A 15,446-nucleotide genomic window follows, 5' to 3' on the forward strand; every position below is an offset into this window, starting at 1 on the left:
GTTTAATTTCACCTGGAAAATACGTGACTTTTTACAACTGAAGCAGCATTGCTGAATTGGGCGGAAAAAAATACCCTTATAAATCAAAAAACCCTCCGAAGAGGGCTTTTATTTTGTTACACGCCAGGTCTGACGCCGAGGGTGTGGCATATGGCATAGCTCATCTCAGCACGGTTAAGGGTATAGAAGTGGAAGTCCTTTACCCCCTCGCGGCTTAAGATTTTCACCATATCCATCGCGATATTTGCGCCCACCAGCTTGCGTGTTTCCGGGTCGTCGTCCAGCCCTTCGTACATTTTAGACATCCAGAGCGGGATGCGCACGTTGGTCATATCGGCAAATTTCTTCGCCTGTTTGAAGTTAGAAACCGGCAGAATTCCCGGGATAATTTCGACGTCGATGCCCGCCGATACGCAGCGGTCGCGGAATCGCAAATAGCTTTCAACGTCAAAGAAGAACTGGGTGATCGCGCGGTTGGCACCGGCCTCAACTTTGCGTTTCAGGTTGAGCAGGTCGGCCTGCGCGCTTTTCGCCTCCGGGTGCACTTCCGGATAGGCGGCAACGGAGATATCAAAGTCGGCAACGCCCTTCAGCAGCGCGACCAGATCGGCGGCATACATGTCCGGCTTGCCGCTGCCCGGCGGCAGGTCGCCGCGCAGGGCAACGATATGGCGGATCCCGTTATTCCAGTAATCCTGGGCGATGATGCGCAGTTCATCAGGGGTGGCGTCGATACAGGTCAGGTGCGGTGCCGCTTCCAGACCGGTGCGATCCTTGATGCCTTTAATAATGCTGTGCGTGCGGTCGCGCTCGCCGGAGTTCGCGCCGTAGGTCACGGAGACAAACTTAGGCTTAAGGCTGCTCAGGCGATCGATAGAGCTCCACAGGGTTTGCTCCATTTCACTGGTGCGCGGCGGGAAAAATTCAAAAGAAACATTAATCTGGCCGTTTACCTCAGCCAGGCTCTGATTCAGGGCTTCCCGCTGGTTGGCGTGAAAAAAGCTCATACCTTACCTCATCAATCGCGTGTCGTTGTTTGTTGTGTTCGAACTTCTATACGTTTAGACGTCCAGATGTAAAAATGACGGAAAAGCGGCATGGCGTCAACAGAAATAATCACTATTAACTGTGTGGAATGTTCAGGGAAGATGAAGGGGATTCATGATGGGGGGTGAGTGCGGTCTGATGCACTCACCCTAACCCTCTCCCAAAGGGAGAGGGAAATACAGGGGTTACAGTAGCTTAGCCAGGCGGTTGATGTCCGACTGGATCGCGCCTGCGGTCACGTCGCGGCCCGCTCCCGGACCGCGGATCACCAGAGGGTTATCGCGGTACCAGCGGCTTTCGATGGCAAAGACGTTATCGCACGGCAGCAGCGCCGCCAGCGGGTGCTCAGGACGCACGGCCTCAACGCCGACGCGGGCTTTGCCGTTGGCTTCGAAACGCGCCACGTAGCGCAGCACCAGGCCCATTTCGCGCGCGGCCTCCAGGCGCTGCACCATCTGGTCGTTCAGCTCGTCGCCGTTTTCAAAGAAGTGATCGACAGAGCCTTCCTCGCAGCCCGCAGGCACCAGCGACTCCACGCGTACCTGGCCCGGCTCGATGTCGTAGCCCGCTTCGCGCGCCAGGATCACCAGCTTGCGCATCACGTCTTTACCGGCGAGATCGACGCGCGGATCGGGCTCGGTCAGCCCCTGCTGCCACGCCTGATCCACCAGGTCGGTGAACGGCACGGTGCCGTCGAACTGCAGGAACAGCCAGGAGAGCGTGCCGGAGAAGATGCCGCTCAGCGCCAGAATGCTGTCACCGCTTTCAATCAGATCGCGCACGGTATGGTTGACCGGCAGGCCCGCCCCCACCGTGGCGTTGTACAGCCAGTGGCGTCCGGTTTTCTCGAACGCGTCGTGGATTTGGCGGTATTTATCGGTACTGCTCGCCCCCGCCAGCTTATTCGCGCTGATGACGTGGAAACCGTGGCTGGCGAAATCAAGGTACTGGTCGGCAAGCTGCTCGCTGGCGGTGACGTCCAGCACCACCAGGTCATCGTAAGGGTGCGCGCGCATCCACAGGAACAGCGACTCTTCGTCCTGCTCGACCGCCTCATCATTAAAGAAGGCCAGCGCGCGGCTGGCGTCCAGCCCGTCGTAATTCAGCAGGCTGCGGCGGCTATCGACCACGCCCGCCAGGATAAACTCGAACCCGGTACGCGCCGACAGCGTGGTTTGCTCGCGGGCAAACAGCTCAAGCCAGCGAGAGCCGATATTGCCTTTCCCGAACAGCACCAGACCGATGCGCTTCTCGGCGCGGAACAGCATGGTGTGCAGCCCCTGGATCAGGCTTTCGGTTGGCCCTTTACGCAGCACGGCCACCAGGCTGATGCCCTCTTCCGACTGCCAGGTAAACTCTACCGGCTGGCCTTTCAGCTGCTGCCAGAAGCGGTGGCAGTGCAGCGGGTTACGGGTGACGCCCGCGCCCACCATCGCCACCAGCGCCAGCCCCTGACGTAAACGAAGCTCGCCCGGCAGGCCCGCTTCATCAAGAATTTTCAGCGCGCTGTCGGCCACTTCGGCGGTATAGCAGAACTGCAGCAGCTGGCGGTCGTTATGCACGCCAACGGCGAGCGGACGCACCTGCGCCCGCTTAAGTATCAGGTCGATTTCCTTATGCGCCAGCTTGAAGTCCTGCCCGGATGGCACCTGGAACTCGATCAGGCAGATATCGTCGTGGCTGGTAACGATACGCGCACCCGTCCCGGAGGCCAGCACGCGCTCGATGCGGGTAGAGCCCTGATCCGGGGTGTAGCTGCAGCGCAGCTGAAGGTCGATATCGCTGCCGGAAACCGGCTGCAGGGTACGAGCGTGCAGCACCGGTGCGGCAAGACGCGCCAGCTCGCTGGCTTCGTCCAGACGCAGCAGCGGCAGCAGGCAGGCATCTTTTACTTTGCGCGGGTCGGCGCTGTAAACGCCCGCCACGTCGCTCCAGATGGTCACGCGGGACACGCCCGCCAGGGCACCGATTTGCGTTGCCGAGTAGTCAGAGCCGTTACGCCCCAGCAGCACGGTTTCACCCGCGCTGCTGCGGCTGATAAAGCCGGTCACCACAATGCGTTTGCCCGGATGCTGTACCAGCAGCTGTTGCAGCAGCGGATAGGAGAGGCCTTCATCCACCTGAGGCTGCGCCGCACGCTCGGCGCGCAGGAAGTCACGAGCGTCGAGCCAGGCGGCATCCAGGCCCTGATGTTGCAGCACGGCCGCCATCAGGCGTGCGGACCAGACTTCACCGTGGCCCACCACTTCGGCATACACCGCATCGGTAATGCCGCTGTCCAGCAGCGCGGCAAGGCGCTCAAGATCGTGGGTAAACGCAGAAATCAGACCGTCCGCGACCTCTGGCGGCAGCAGGCCGGCAATCAGCTCGCTCTGGTAGCGGCGTAACGTCTGTTGAACCTGATGCGCAGAAAGGCGATCGGTCTGGCTCAATTTCAGCCAGCTAATCAGCTGGTTGGTGGTGCTGCCTGCCGCCGAGACAACCATCATGTCACCCGGCTGTGAATACTCCGTCATGATCCCTGCGACACGCAGGTAACACTTCACATCAGCAAGACTACTACCACCAAACTTGTGCAGCTGACGACCCTTCGCCCCTGCCTGCGCTATCACACTCATGATTACCCCTTGGCTGCGACCTGGAAGCCATTTTCCAGATCGGCAATTAAATCTTCAGAATCTTCAATACCGGTTGAAATACGCAGCAGCGTTTCAGAAATCCCGGCGGCGGCACGAGCTTCGGGTGCCATACCTGCGTGCGTCATGGTTGCGGCGTGGGAGATCAAGCTTTCGACCCCGCCTAAGGATTCCGCCAGCGTAAACAATGACAACCCGCTCAGGAAGCGACGCAGCGTTTGCTCATCGCCATCCAGTTCAAAACTTAACATTGCCCCAAAACCCTTCTGCTGACGCGCGGCGATCTCGTGCCCCTGGTTTTCCGGCAGCGACGGGTGATACAGCTTTTTCACCAGCGGCTGTTTTTTCAGGAAATCAACAATCGCCAGGGCATTACGCTGCGCCACTTCCATGCGCGGCGACAGGGTACGAATGCCGCGTAACAGCAGATAGCTATCAAACGCGCTGGCGGTGACGCCGATGTTATTCGCCCACCATGCCAGTTCCGTGACAACCTCCGGATCTTTTGCAATCACCACACCCGCGACCACGTCCGAGTGACCGTTCAGATATTTAGTGCATGAATGCAATACCAGATCCGCGCCCAGTTCCAGCGGGTTCTGAAGGGCCGGACTGAGGAAGGTATTATCCACTACACTTATCGCTCCCGCATCCCTTGCGAGCTGACAAATTTTCGCAATATCGACAACGCGCAACAATGGGTTGCTTGGGCTTTCCACCAGAACCAGCTTCGGCTGCTCTGCCAGCGCCTGCTTCAGGGCCTGCTCGTCATTTTGATCGACAAACAGCACGCGATAGCAGCCGCGTTTTGCGAGGCTATCGAACAGGCGGTAGCTGCCGCCGTAGCAGTCGTGCGGTGCGACCAGCAGATCGCCAGGCTTCAGGAAGACGGTGGTCACCAGGTGGATTGCAGACATGCCGGTGTTGGTTAACACCGCGCCAGCACCGCCTTCCAGCGCCGCCAGCGCACGCTGGGTCACGTCACGTGTAGGGTTGCCACGACGGGAATAGTCGTGCGCGCGAGGTTCATTAAATCCGGTGAAGTTATAGGTACTGGAAAGATGAATCGGCGGGACAACACAGCCGTACTGCTCGTCATCATTCAATCCGCTACGCACTGCAATGGTGGCCTGTTTACGCGTCATGGTGAAGGCTTCCTGGCTTATTAGGTGAAAAGTCAGGCATCAGAGTAAACATTGAAAGTATGGACGTCAATACATCTGGACATCTAAACTTCTTTGCGTATAGATTGAGCAATGCGCAAATAGCCGTTAAAATTATATGCTTTAGTGCACGCCGCAGCGCCAATATCCGTGCCACGGTACTGTCTCTACGGTAAACTACGCAAGATTACGGTCAAAACCCTCAACACGATATGCGGTTTTGCACCTTTAGATTAATGACTGAGAGGATTAAAGGTATCTCATGGCTGAATGGAGCGGCGAATATATCAGCCCATACGCTGAGCACGGTAAGAAGAGTGAGCAAGTAAAGAAAATTACGGTTTCCATTCCTCTGAAGGTGTTGAAGATCCTCACCGATGAACGTACGCGTCGTCAGGTGAATAACCTGCGCCACGCGACTAACAGCGAGCTGCTGTGCGAAGCGTTTTTACACGCGTTTACCGGCCAACCACTACCGAACGATGAAGACCTGCGCAAAGAACGCAGCGATGAAATCCCGGAAGAGGCAAAAGTGATTATGCGTGAGCTGGGGATTGACCCGGATACGTGGGAATACTGATTTGCGGATACAAAAAAGGCACCTTGCGGTGCCTTTTTTTCGGGAAACTTATTTAGCGCCCGGGATGCTGAAACGCTTGTTGAAGCGGTCAACACGGCCACCGGTTGCAACATCACGCTGCTTACCAGTGTAGAACGGGTGGCACTGGCCGCACACGTCCAGGTTCAGATCGTGGCCCACGGTAGAGCGGATCTGGATAGAGTTACCGCAAGAGCAGTTTGCAGTAATCATTTCGTATTTAGGATGGATATCTTTTTTCATGGGAGAACCTCAGTTAAGGCCGCGTCGCTCTTCCAGCCCTAACGCCAGACACCACGCGATGTTGAATGTAAGTTCTTTGGCGTAAAGTACACCAAAGGCGGCGAATCATACAGAATTTAACCAGCCTATGCAAACTGATCCGCACGCCGCTTTTACTAATGTGTATACTAACGCGCCACTTTTCAAGTCAGGAAGATTCGATGCCCGTCGCTCACGTTGCCCTGCCCGTTCCGCTTCCCCGCACCTTTGACTATCTGCTGCCCGACAGCATGAGCGCCAAAGCAGGCTGTCGCGTGACCGTGCCCTTTGGCAAGCAGCAGCGCGTGGGAATTGTGGTCTCCGTCAGCGAAAAAAGCGAGCTGCCGCTCAACGAACTGAAATCCGTTGCTGAGGTGCTGGACGTCGAACCGGTTTTCTCCACCAGCACCTGGCGACTGCTTTTATGGGCGGCGGATTATTATCATCACCCGATTGGCGACGTGCTGTTTCACGCGCTGCCGATTTTACTGCGCCAGGGCAAGAGTGCCAGCCATGCGCCGATGTGGTACTGGTTTGCCACCGAGCAGGGGCAGGCGGTCGACATTAATACGCTTAAGCGCTCCCCAAAACAGCAGCAGGCGCTGGCGGCGCTGCGTCAGGGGCATATCTGGCGTCACCAGGTAGAAGAGCTGGAGTTTAACGACGCGGCGCTTCAGGCGCTGCGCAAGAAAGGGCTGAGCGAGCTGGCCAGCGAAGCCCCCGCCCTTCATGACTGGCGCGACAGTTTTTCCGTTTCCGGCGATCGCCTGCGCCTGAACACCGAGCAGGCCACCGCCGTGGGCGCCATCCACAGCGCGTCCGACCATTTCTCCGCCTGGCTGCTGGCGGGCGTGACCGGCTCCGGCAAGACGGAAGTCTATCTGAGCGTGCTGGAAAACGTGCTCGCCCAGGGCAAGCAGGCGCTGGTGATGGTGCCGGAGATTGGCCTGACGCCGCAGACCATCGCCCGCTTTCGCGAGCGGTTTAACGCCCCGGTGGAGGTACTGCATTCCGGCCTGAACGACAGCGAGCGCCTTAGCGCGTGGCTTAAAGCGAAAAACGGCGAGGCGGCGATTGTCATCGGCACGCGTTCCTCCCTGTTTACGCCGTTCAAAAATCTCGGCGTCATTGTGATAGATGAAGAGCACGACAGCTCTTATAAACAGCAGGAAGGCTGGCGCTATCACGCCCGCGATCTGGCGGTGTACCGCGCCCACAGCGAGCAAATCCCGATTATTCTTGGCTCCGCCACCCCGGCGCTCGAAACGCTGCATAACGTTCGCCAGCGGAAATACCACATGCTGCGCCTCACGCGCCGCGCGGGAAATGCCCGCCCCGCCATTCAGCACGTGCTGGATTTAAAAGGGCAGCAGGTACAGGCCGGTTTAGCCCCTGCGCTCATTACCCGAATGCGCCAGCATTTGCAGGCCGGGAATCAGGTGATCCTGTTCCTGAACCGACGCGGCTTCGCCCCGGCACTGCTGTGCCACGACTGCGGATGGATTGCGGAATGTCCGCGCTGCGACCACTACTACACGCTGCATCAGGCACAGCGGCATTTGCGCTGCCACCACTGCGACAGCCAGCGGGCCATCCCGCGCCAGTGCCCGTCGTGCGGCTCCACGCATCTGGTGCCGGTGGGGCTGGGAACGGAGCAGCTCGAGCAGGCGCTGGCGCCGTTCTTCCCGGACGTGCCGATCTCACGCATCGATCGCGATACCACCAGCCGCAAAGGGGCGCTGGAGCAACAGCTTGCCGAGGTGCATCGCGGCGGCGCGCGCATTCTGATTGGCACCCAGATGCTGGCCAAAGGGCACCACTTCCCGGACGTCACGCTAGTGGCTCTGCTGGACGTCGATGGCGCGCTGTTCTCTGCCGATTTCCGTTCTGCGGAACGCTTTGCCCAGCTTTATACCCAGGTCGCCGGGCGTGCCGGGCGTGCCGGGAAACAGGGCGAAGTGGTGCTGCAAACCCACCATCCTGAACATCCGCTTCTGCAAACCTTGCTGCATAAAGGCTATGACGCCTTTGCCGAGCAGGCGCTGGCCGAGCGTCAGACCATGCAGCTGCCGCCCTGGACCAGCCACGTGATTATTCGCGCGGAAGACCATAACAACCAGCAGGCGCCGCTTTTCCTTCAGCAGCTAAGAAACCTCCTGCAGGCCAGCCCGATGGTGGACGGCCAGCTGTGGATCTTAGGCCCGGTTCCGGCGCTGGCGCCGAAGCGCGGCGGGCGCTTTCGCTGGCAAATTCTGCTGCAGCATCCGTCGCGTATACGCCTGCAGCACATCGTCAGCGGCACGCTCGCCTTGATCAATACCCTCCCCGAAGCGCGCAAGGTGAAGTGGGTGCTCGACGTCGATCCCATTGAAGGCTAAGGCCATATTGCGAGAAGGATCGAAAAAATTTAACCAACCTCACACTTTTTATGAAAATTCTGTAACCGCTCTCATAAACTATCTGTAAAAATGATGTGTCAGAAGTTCGGTGTATTCGCGAGGAGAAGACGTTGAAGTCGAGGAAAGAGGTTGCCACGGCGACCATGAAAGACGTTGCCCAGAAAGCCCAGGTTTCAACGGCAACCGTGTCCCGCGCATTAATGAACCCGGACAAAGTCTCCCAGGCGACCCGCAATCGCGTAGAGCAGGCGGCGCTGGAAGTGGGCTATTTCCCGCAGGCCATGGGGCGCAACGTTAAACGCAATGAATCACGCACGATCCTGGTGATTGTGCCGGACATTTGCGATCCCTTCTTCAGCGAAATCATCCGCGGCATCGAAGTGACCGCCGCCGAACAGGGCTATCTGGTGCTGATTGGCGATTGCGCCCACCAGAATCAGCAGGAAAAGACCTTCATCGACCTCATCATCACCAAGCAAATCGACGGCATGCTGCTGCTCGGCTCGCGCCTGCCGTTTGACGCCAGCATCGAAGAGCAGCGCAACCTGCCGCCGATGGTGATGGCAAACGAATTCGCGCCGGAGCTTGAATTGCCGACGGTGCATATCGACAACCTGACTGCGGCCTTTAACGCCGTGAACTATCTTCAGGAGCTGGGACACAAGCGCATTGGCTGTATCGCCGGGCCGGAAGAGATGCCGCTGTGCCACTACCGCTTGCAGGGCTACGTCCAGGCGCTGCGCCGTACCGGGGCGGTTGTCGACCCACACTATATTGCGCGCGGGGATTTCACCTTCGAAGCCGGCGCGCTGGCGCTGGAGAAGCTGCTGGCGCTGTCAGAACCGCCAACGGCGGTCTTCTGCCACAGCGACGTGATGGCGCTGGGCGCGCTCTCCTACGCCAAACGCCGCGGTCTGCGGGTGCCGAACGATCTGTCGATTATCGGCTTCGATAATATTTCCCTTTCCGAATTTTGCGATCCACCTCTCTCAACCGTTGCACAACCCCGCTACAAAATTGGCCGTGAAGCTATGCTTTTGCTACTGGATCAGCTGCACGGTCAAACAGTTAGCAGCGGCTCGCGTTTGCTTGATTGCGAGCTGATTGTTCGCGGGTCCACCCAGGCATTGACTTAAAGTAAACGCCTTTAGGACACCCGTATCTGGTCAAAGCCCCGCCGCTTAAGTAACATGGCGGGCTGACGAACGAATAAATACAGCGAAACGATAGTGGCACAACGAGATTATGTACGTCGCGGCCAGCCGGCACCTTCGCGACGCAAAAAGAGTAGCTCAAGGAATAAGCAACGTAGCCTGCCTGCTGTCTCTCCGGCAATGGTCGCTATTGCCGCGGCCGTACTGGTGGCCTTTATCGGTGGCCTGTACTTTATCACTCACCATAAGAAAGAAGAGGCTGAGGCGCTTCAGGGCAACAAAGTTGCCGGGAATGGCCTACCGCCAAAACCTGAAGAACGCTGGCGCTACATCAAAGAACTTGAGAGCCGCCAGCCCGGCGTGCGTGCGCCTACCGAGCCGTCTGCCGGGGGTGAAGTGAAAAATGCCGACCAGCTTACGGACGAACAGCGCCAGCTTCTGGCACAGATGCAGGCCGATATGCGCCAGCAGCCTACGCAGCTGAACGAAGTGCCGTGGAACGAACAAACGCCAGCGCAGCGCCAGCAAACGTTGCAGCTGCAGCGCCAGCGTCAGGCACAGATCCAGCAGCAACAACAGCAGCAGCAGTGGGCGCAAACCCAGCCGGTGCAGCAGCAGCCCCGCACGCAGCCGCGCGTGACGGAACAGCCGTATCAGCAGCCGCAGCAGCAAACGCGTACCGCGCAAACGCAGCCAGCGCAGCAGCCGAAAGCGCAGCCGCAAAAGCAAACGGCTCAGCCATACCAGGATCTGCTGCAAACGCCAGCGCACACCGCCGCGCAGCAGCCGAAGACCCAGCAGGCCGCGCCGGTAACAAAAGAAACGGAAGCACCAAAGCAAACGGCGGAGAAAAAAGACGAACGCCGCTGGATGGTGCAGTGCGGTTCGTTTAAAGGCGCAGAGCAGGCCGAAACGGTACGAGCTCAGCTGGCATTCGAAGGGTTTGACTCACGCATTACCACCAACAACGGCTGGAATCGCGTGGTGATTGGCCCGGTCAAAGGCAAAGAGAATGCCGACGGCACGATCTCCCGTTTGAAGGTTGCGGGTCACACAAACTGCATTCGACTCGCCTCCGGGGGTTGAAACCCCCAAAATCCCCCCCATCTATCATTCTATTCAGCCCTGAGCACTGGCTCAGGGCTTCTGTTTCCCGATTCTGTAACCAGGGGGTCTGCTCGTGACAACAATAGTAAGTGTACGCCGTAACGGCCAGGTGGTAATTGCCGGTGATGGCCAGGCCACGCTGGGTAATACCGTCATGAAAGGCAACGTGAAAAAAGTGCGTCGTTTGTACAACGACAAAGTCATCGCCGGTTTTGCGGGCGGTACGGCTGATGCCTTCACGCTGTTTGAACTGTTTGAACGCAAGCTGGAAATGCACCAGGGTCATCTGGTGAAAGCCGCCGTTGAGCTGGCGAAAGACTGGCGTACCGACCGTATGCTGCGCAAGCTTGAAGCGCTGCTGGCGGTGGCCGATGAAACGGCTTCGCTGATCATCACCGGGAACGGTGACGTCATTCAGCCAGAAAACGATCTGATTGCTATCGGCTCCGGCGGCCCATACGCCCAGGCCGCAGCCCGTGCTCTGTTGGAAAACACCGACATGAACGCGCGCGATATCGCTGTGAAGGCGTTGGATATTGCAGGTGATATCTGCATCTATACCAACCACAACCACACCATCGAAGAATTACCGTCTAAAGCGTAAGGATCTCCCATGTCTGAAATGACCCCACGCGAAATTGTCAGCGAACTGAACAAACACATTATCGGCCAGGATAACGCCAAGCGCTCCGTGGCTATCGCCCTGCGTAACCGCTGGCGCCGTATGCAGCTCGACGAAGAGCTGCGTCACGAAGTGACTCCGAAAAACATTCTGATGATCGGCCCGACCGGCGTCGGTAAAACCGAAATCGCCCGTCGTCTGGCGAAGCTGGCAAACGCGCCGTTCATCAAAGTCGAAGCCACCAAGTTCACCGAAGTGGGCTATGTGGGTAAAGAAGTGGATTCCATCATCCGCGATCTGACCGACTCTGCAATCAAAATGGTGCGCGTTCAGGCCATCGAGAAAAACCGCTATCGCGCCGAAGAGATGGCCGAGGAGCGTATTCTCGACGTGCTGATCCCACCGGCGAAAAACAACTGGGGCCAGGCTGAACAACAGCAGGAGCCTTCTGCCGCGCGTCAGGCGTTCCGCAAGAAACTGCGTGAAGGCCAGCTGGACGACAAAGAGATTGAGATCGATCTCGCTGCCGCGCCGATGGGCGTTGAAATCATGGCGCCTCCTGGCATGGAAGAGATGACCAGCCAGCTGCAGTCCATGTTCCAGAACCTGGGCGGCCAGAAGCAGAAAGCGCGTAAGCTGAAAATCAAAGACGCGATGAAGCTGCTGATTGAAGAAGAAGCGGCGAAGCTGGTGAACCCGGAAGAGCTGAAGCAGGACGCTATCGACGCGGTTGAGCAGCACGGCATCGTGTTTATCGACGAAATCGACAAAATCTGTAAGCGCGGCGGCAACAGCTCCGGCCCGGACGTGTCCCGCGAAGGCGTTCAGCGCGACCTGCTGCCGCTGGTCGAAGGCTGCACCGTGTCCACCAAGCACGGCATGGTCAAAACGGACCACATCCTGTTCATCGCCTCCGGTGCGTTCCAGGTTGCCAGCCCGTCTGACCTGATCCCGGAACTGCAGGGTCGTCTGCCAATCCGCGTTGAGCTGCAGGCGCTGACCACCGAAGACTTCGAACGTATCCTGACCGAGCCAAACGCCTCCGTTACCGTACAGTACAAAGCGCTGATGGCGACCGAAGGCGTGAACCTCGAGTTCACCGAAGACGGTATCAAACGTATTGCCCAGGCCGCATGGCAGGTGAACGAAACCACCGAAAACATCGGTGCGCGTCGTCTGCACACCGTTCTGGAACGTCTGGTGGAAGATATCTCTTACGATGCCAGCGACCTCAACGGTCAAAGCATTACCATCGACGCAGATTATGTGAGTAAACATCTGGATGCGTTAGTGGCAGATGAAGATCTGAGCCGTTTTATCCTATAATCGCGGTTACTGCATTCTCATCACTGTTAATGGGGCTGAAAAGCCCCATTTTTATTGGCTAAATAACTATGACTGATATCAGCCGTACTCAGGCGTGGCTCGAAAGTCTGCGTCCTAAAACACTTCCTCTGGCATTTGCCGCGATTATCGTGGGCTCCGCGCTCGCGTGGTGGCAAGGGTATTTCGACCCGCTGGTCGCCGGACTGGCGCTGATTACCGCCGGGCTGCTGCAAATCCTCTCGAACCTCGCCAACGATTATGGCGATGCCGTTAAAGGCAGCGACAAGCCGGATCGTATCGGGCCGCTGCGCGGGATGCAGAAAGGGGTTATTACCCAGGCACAGATGAAGCGCGCGCTGATTATCACCGTGGTACTCATTTGTTTATCCGGCCTGGCGCTGGTGACCGTGGCCTCTAAAACCACCAGCGATTTTATTGGTTTTCTGGTGCTGGGCCTGCTCGCCATTATCGCCGCCATTACCTACACCGTCGGCACGCGCCCTTACGGATACATTGGTCTGGGGGATATTTCCGTGCTGGTCTTCTTCGGCTGGCTGAGCGTGATGGGGAGCTGGTACTTACAGGCTCATACGCTGATCCCTGCCCTGTTCCTGCCCGCAACGGCCTGCGGTTTGCTGGCGACGGCAGTGCTGAACATCAACAACCTGCGCGATATCGACAGCGACCGTGAGAACGGCAAAAACACGCTGGCGGTGCGCCTGGGGCCGGTGAATGCCCGTCGGTATCACGCCTGCCTGCTGATTGGCGCGCTGGTGTGTCTGGCGCTGTTTAATGTGATATCGCTTCACAGCCCGTGGGGCTGGCTGTTTATTCTGGCCGCACCGCTGCTGGTGAAGCAGGCGCGTTTCGTGATGCGCGAACTCAGCCCGACCGCTATGCCGCCGATGCTCGAACGCACGGTAAAAGGCGCATTGCTCACTAACCTGTTGTTTGTTATTGGAATAATCTTAAGTCAGACGCTGCGTTAACTGACAAATATCAATTAACAATTGATGATTTTGCCAACAATGCGTTTCGCGCGATATACTGAAATCACTCGCAGCAACAGAGCGTTAAGCCTATGAAATATGATACATCCGAACTTTGTGACATCTACCAGGAAGATGTCAACGTCGTTGAACCGCTGTTCTCCAACTTTGGTGGACGGTCGTCGTTTGGCGGACAAATCATCACGGTGAAATGTTTCGAGGATAACGGGTTGCTGTACGACTTGCTCGAACAGAACGGCCGGGGCCGCATTCTGCTGGTCGACGGCGGCGGGTCTACGCGTCGCGCATTGATTGACGCCGATCTTGCCCGCCTTGCCGCGCAGAACGAGTGGGAAGGCATTGTGGTATACGGCTCCGTTCGCCAGGTCGACGATCTGGAAGAGCTGGATATCGGCATTCAGGCCATCGCGGCGATTCCCGCGGGCGCAGCGGGTGAAGGGATCGGCGAAAGCGACGTTCGCGTCAATTTCGGCGGCGTGACCTTCTTCTCCGGCGACCACCTCTACGCCGACAACACCGGCATTATCCTTTCTGAAGATCCGCTGGATATCGAGTAATAAAAAAGCCGGGTGGCGGCAACGCCTTACCCGGCCTACTTTGAATCAGTTCTCTTTCCCGTAAGAAATTAAACCTCTTCCATACGCCCCAGCAGCGCCTGCAGGCGATCCTGCCAGCCATTCTGCTGTTCACGCAGCTGGTTGTTTTCGCGCTCGAGCTCTTCACGGCTGTGCTGAGCAGTCTGTACTTCCTGCGCCAGCGAGTTGTTTTTCTCTTTCAGCTCTTCAATTTCCATTTGCAGCAGCGTGATGGTGTCAATCGCCTGCTGTACTTTCGATTCCAGTTTCTCAAACACTTCTAAAGACATGATCCTACCTCTCCTGAATTGCAAGGCGACGCTTTAACGTAAACGCGCGTAATTATAGTGCCGATTGTATGAAGCCCCGCCGCCCCTGTCCAGCAGCACGCCGCGCAGATCGCGGTTTGCAACACTTTTCGGCCTCATCCTGGTGCGTTCGCGTCACATACCCCTAAATTGTTAACATATAGGTTAATGAAATGATTCAGCTCACATTATCAATCTGATGCAAAAACGCGCTTTATGGCTCGAAAACGCTCATTTTATTGACGAAGACCACACATTTTAATTTCGATATTTCTCGTTTTTGCTCGTTAACGATAAATTAACAGTATGTCTACAGGACATCGTGGCTGTCACGGGCTACCACGCTAACAATAAATCATTCAATCTTCTTCAGGATTCCGATTATGAGTCAGACATCAACCTTAAAAGGCCAGTGCATTGCCGAGTTCCTTGGTACCGGGTTGTTGATATTCTTCGGAGTGGGCTGTGTCGCTGCACTGAAAGTGGCGGGTGCTACTTTTGGTCAGTGGGAAATCAGTATCATCTGGGGTCTGGGCGTGGCGATGGCCATCTACCTGACCGCCGGGGTTTCCGGTGCACATCTTAACCCGGCGGTGACCATCGCGCTGTGGCTGTTTGCGTGCTTCGACGGACGCAAAGTGGCGCCTTTTATCATTTCGCAATTTGCCGGCGCCTTTTGCGCAGCGGCGTTAGTTTACGGGCTTTATTACAATCTTTTCATCGACTTCGAACAGACGCATCATATGGTGCGCGGCAGCGTCGAAAGTCTGGATCTGGCAGGTATTTTCTCAACCTATCCAAACCCGCATATCAATTTTGTGCAGGCGTTCGCAGTTGAAATGGTCATTACCGCTATTCTGATGGGCGTCATTATGGCCCTGGGCGATGATGGCAACGGCATCCCGCGCGGCCCGCTGGCGCCGCTGCTGATTGGCCTGCTGATTGCCGTTATCGGTGCATCCATGGGCCCATTAACCGGCTTTGCGATGAACCCGGCGCGTGATTTAGGCCCGAAAACCTTCGCTTTCTTTGCGGGATGGGGCGACGTGGCCTTCACCGGCGGCAAAGACATTCCTTACTTCCTGGTGCCGCTGTTCGGGCCCATCGTAGGGGCTGCGCTGGGCGCATTTGGCTATCGCAAACTCATTGGTCGCCACTTACCGTGCGACACCTGCGTGGAAGAGGAGAAGGAAACGACTTCTGCCGCGCAACAAAAAGCTTCGCTGTAATCTGACTACGG

Annotated in this window: 14 protein-coding genes; 9 read left to right on the forward strand and 5 right to left on the reverse strand. The window is 57.3% G+C overall.

The window, feature by feature from the left end:
• Positions 1-116: 116 nt before the first annotated feature.
• The 3 genes from metF to metB all read right to left on the reverse strand — a co-directional run bounded on the left by metF (position 117) and on the right by metB (position 4,828).
• Positions 117-1,007: a methylenetetrahydrofolate reductase gene (gene metF / locus AB6V08_RS17265; protein ID WP_368544042.1), complete on the reverse strand. Its 891-nt coding sequence runs from the start codon at positions 1,005-1,007 to the stop codon at positions 117-119.
• A 225-nt stretch (positions 1,008-1,232) separates the two neighbouring features.
• Complete coding sequence (locus tag AB6V08_RS17270) at positions 1,233-3,665, reverse strand: bifunctional aspartate kinase/homoserine dehydrogenase II (protein ID WP_368544043.1); 2,433 nt, start codon at positions 3,663-3,665, stop codon at positions 1,233-1,235.
• 2 nt (positions 3,666-3,667) lie between these two features.
• Complete coding sequence (gene metB / locus AB6V08_RS17275) at positions 3,668-4,828, reverse strand: cystathionine gamma-synthase (protein ID WP_368544044.1); 1,161 nt, start codon at positions 4,826-4,828, stop codon at positions 3,668-3,670.
• A gap of 280 nt (positions 4,829-5,108) precedes the next feature.
• Here metB and metJ point away from each other — a divergent pair, with 280 nt between their 5' ends.
• Positions 5,109-5,426 carry a met regulon transcriptional regulator MetJ gene (gene metJ / locus AB6V08_RS17280; RefSeq protein ID WP_007369220.1) on the forward strand — a complete coding sequence of 106 codons (318 nt, stop codon included), beginning with the start codon at positions 5,109-5,111 and terminating at the stop codon, positions 5,424-5,426.
• Positions 5,427-5,474: 48 nt separating this feature from the next.
• On the opposite strand, the gene rpmE is transcribed toward metJ, so the two are convergent.
• Complete coding sequence (rpmE, locus tag AB6V08_RS17285; protein ID WP_234672948.1) at positions 5,475-5,687, reverse strand: 50S ribosomal protein L31; 213 nt, start codon at positions 5,685-5,687, stop codon at positions 5,475-5,477.
• A gap of 200 nt (positions 5,688-5,887) precedes the next feature.
• On the opposite strand from rpmE, the gene priA reads away from it, so the two are divergent.
• The 7 genes from priA (at position 5,888) to rraA (ending at position 13,880) form a co-directional block, all read left to right on the forward strand.
• On the forward strand, positions 5,888-8,083 hold the full coding sequence (gene priA / locus AB6V08_RS17290; protein ID WP_368544046.1) for a primosomal protein N': 2,196 nt from the start codon (positions 5,888-5,890) through the stop codon (positions 8,081-8,083).
• A gap of 131 nt (positions 8,084-8,214) precedes the next feature.
• Complete coding sequence (gene cytR / locus AB6V08_RS17295; RefSeq protein ID WP_368544047.1) at positions 8,215-9,240, forward strand: DNA-binding transcriptional regulator CytR; 1,026 nt, start codon at positions 8,215-8,217, stop codon at positions 9,238-9,240.
• A 93-nt stretch (positions 9,241-9,333) separates the two neighbouring features.
• On the forward strand, positions 9,334-10,344 hold the full coding sequence (ftsN, locus tag AB6V08_RS17300; RefSeq protein ID WP_368544048.1) for a cell division protein FtsN: 1,011 nt from the start codon (positions 9,334-9,336) through the stop codon (positions 10,342-10,344).
• A 94-nt stretch (positions 10,345-10,438) separates the two neighbouring features.
• Positions 10,439-10,969, forward strand: coding sequence for an ATP-dependent protease subunit HslV (hslV, locus tag AB6V08_RS17305; RefSeq protein ID WP_182273270.1), 531 nt, complete (start codon positions 10,439-10,441; stop codon positions 10,967-10,969).
• 9 nt (positions 10,970-10,978) lie between these two features.
• The gene (gene hslU / locus AB6V08_RS17310) at positions 10,979-12,313 is read left to right on the forward strand and encodes an HslU--HslV peptidase ATPase subunit (RefSeq protein WP_368544049.1); all 1,335 of its coding nucleotides are present in this window, start codon (positions 10,979-10,981) and stop codon (positions 12,311-12,313) included.
• A 68-nt stretch (positions 12,314-12,381) separates the two neighbouring features.
• Entirely contained in the window at positions 12,382-13,302 is a 921-nt protein-coding gene (gene menA / locus AB6V08_RS17315; protein WP_368544050.1) for a 1,4-dihydroxy-2-naphthoate polyprenyltransferase, read from the forward strand.
• A gap of 92 nt (positions 13,303-13,394) precedes the next feature.
• Positions 13,395-13,880 carry a ribonuclease E activity regulator RraA gene (rraA, locus tag AB6V08_RS17320; protein ID WP_368544051.1) on the forward strand — a complete coding sequence of 162 codons (486 nt, stop codon included), beginning with the start codon at positions 13,395-13,397 and terminating at the stop codon, positions 13,878-13,880.
• Positions 13,881-13,948: 68 nt separating this feature from the next.
• On the opposite strand, the gene zapB is transcribed toward rraA, so the two are convergent.
• Entirely contained in the window at positions 13,949-14,188 is a 240-nt protein-coding gene (gene zapB, locus AB6V08_RS17325) for a septal ring assembly protein ZapB (protein ID WP_368544053.1), read from the reverse strand.
• 401 nt (positions 14,189-14,589) lie between these two features.
• Between zapB and AB6V08_RS17330 the strand changes: the two genes are divergently transcribed.
• Positions 14,590-15,435, forward strand: a complete 846-nt coding sequence (locus tag AB6V08_RS17330; RefSeq protein WP_368544054.1) for an MIP/aquaporin family protein — start codon at positions 14,590-14,592, stop codon at positions 15,433-15,435.
• Positions 15,436-15,446: the final 11 nt, after the last annotated feature.

This window comes from Enterobacter soli (assembly GCF_964208575.1).
Taxonomy (GTDB): domain Bacteria; phylum Pseudomonadota; class Gammaproteobacteria; order Enterobacterales; family Enterobacteriaceae; genus Enterobacter; species Enterobacter soli_A.

Coding starts and splice junctions, on each gene's coding strand:
- AB6V08_RS17270 (WP_368544043.1), bottom strand. CDS start 3,665: ATGAGTGTGATAGCGCAGGCAGGGGCGAAGGGTCGTCAGCTGCACAAG.
- rpmE (WP_234672948.1), bottom strand. CDS start 5,687: ATGAAAAAAGATATCCATCCTAAATACGAAATGATTACTGCAAACTGC.
- rraA (WP_368544051.1), top strand. CDS start 13,395: ATGAAATATGATACATCCGAACTTTGTGACATCTACCAGGAAGATGTC.
- metF (WP_368544042.1), bottom strand. CDS start 1,007: ATGAGCTTTTTTCACGCCAACCAGCGGGAAGCCCTGAATCAGAGCCTG.
- AB6V08_RS17330 (WP_368544054.1), top strand. CDS start 14,590: ATGAGTCAGACATCAACCTTAAAAGGCCAGTGCATTGCCGAGTTCCTT.
- metB (WP_368544044.1), bottom strand. CDS start 4,828: ATGACGCGTAAACAGGCCACCATTGCAGTGCGTAGCGGATTGAATGAT.
- menA (WP_368544050.1), top strand. CDS start 12,382: ATGACTGATATCAGCCGTACTCAGGCGTGGCTCGAAAGTCTGCGTCCT.
- metJ (WP_007369220.1), top strand. CDS start 5,109: ATGGCTGAATGGAGCGGCGAATATATCAGCCCATACGCTGAGCACGGT.
- zapB (WP_368544053.1), bottom strand. CDS start 14,188: ATGTCTTTAGAAGTGTTTGAGAAACTGGAATCGAAAGTACAGCAGGCG.
- hslU (WP_368544049.1), top strand. CDS start 10,979: ATGTCTGAAATGACCCCACGCGAAATTGTCAGCGAACTGAACAAACAC.
- priA (WP_368544046.1), top strand. CDS start 5,888: ATGCCCGTCGCTCACGTTGCCCTGCCCGTTCCGCTTCCCCGCACCTTT.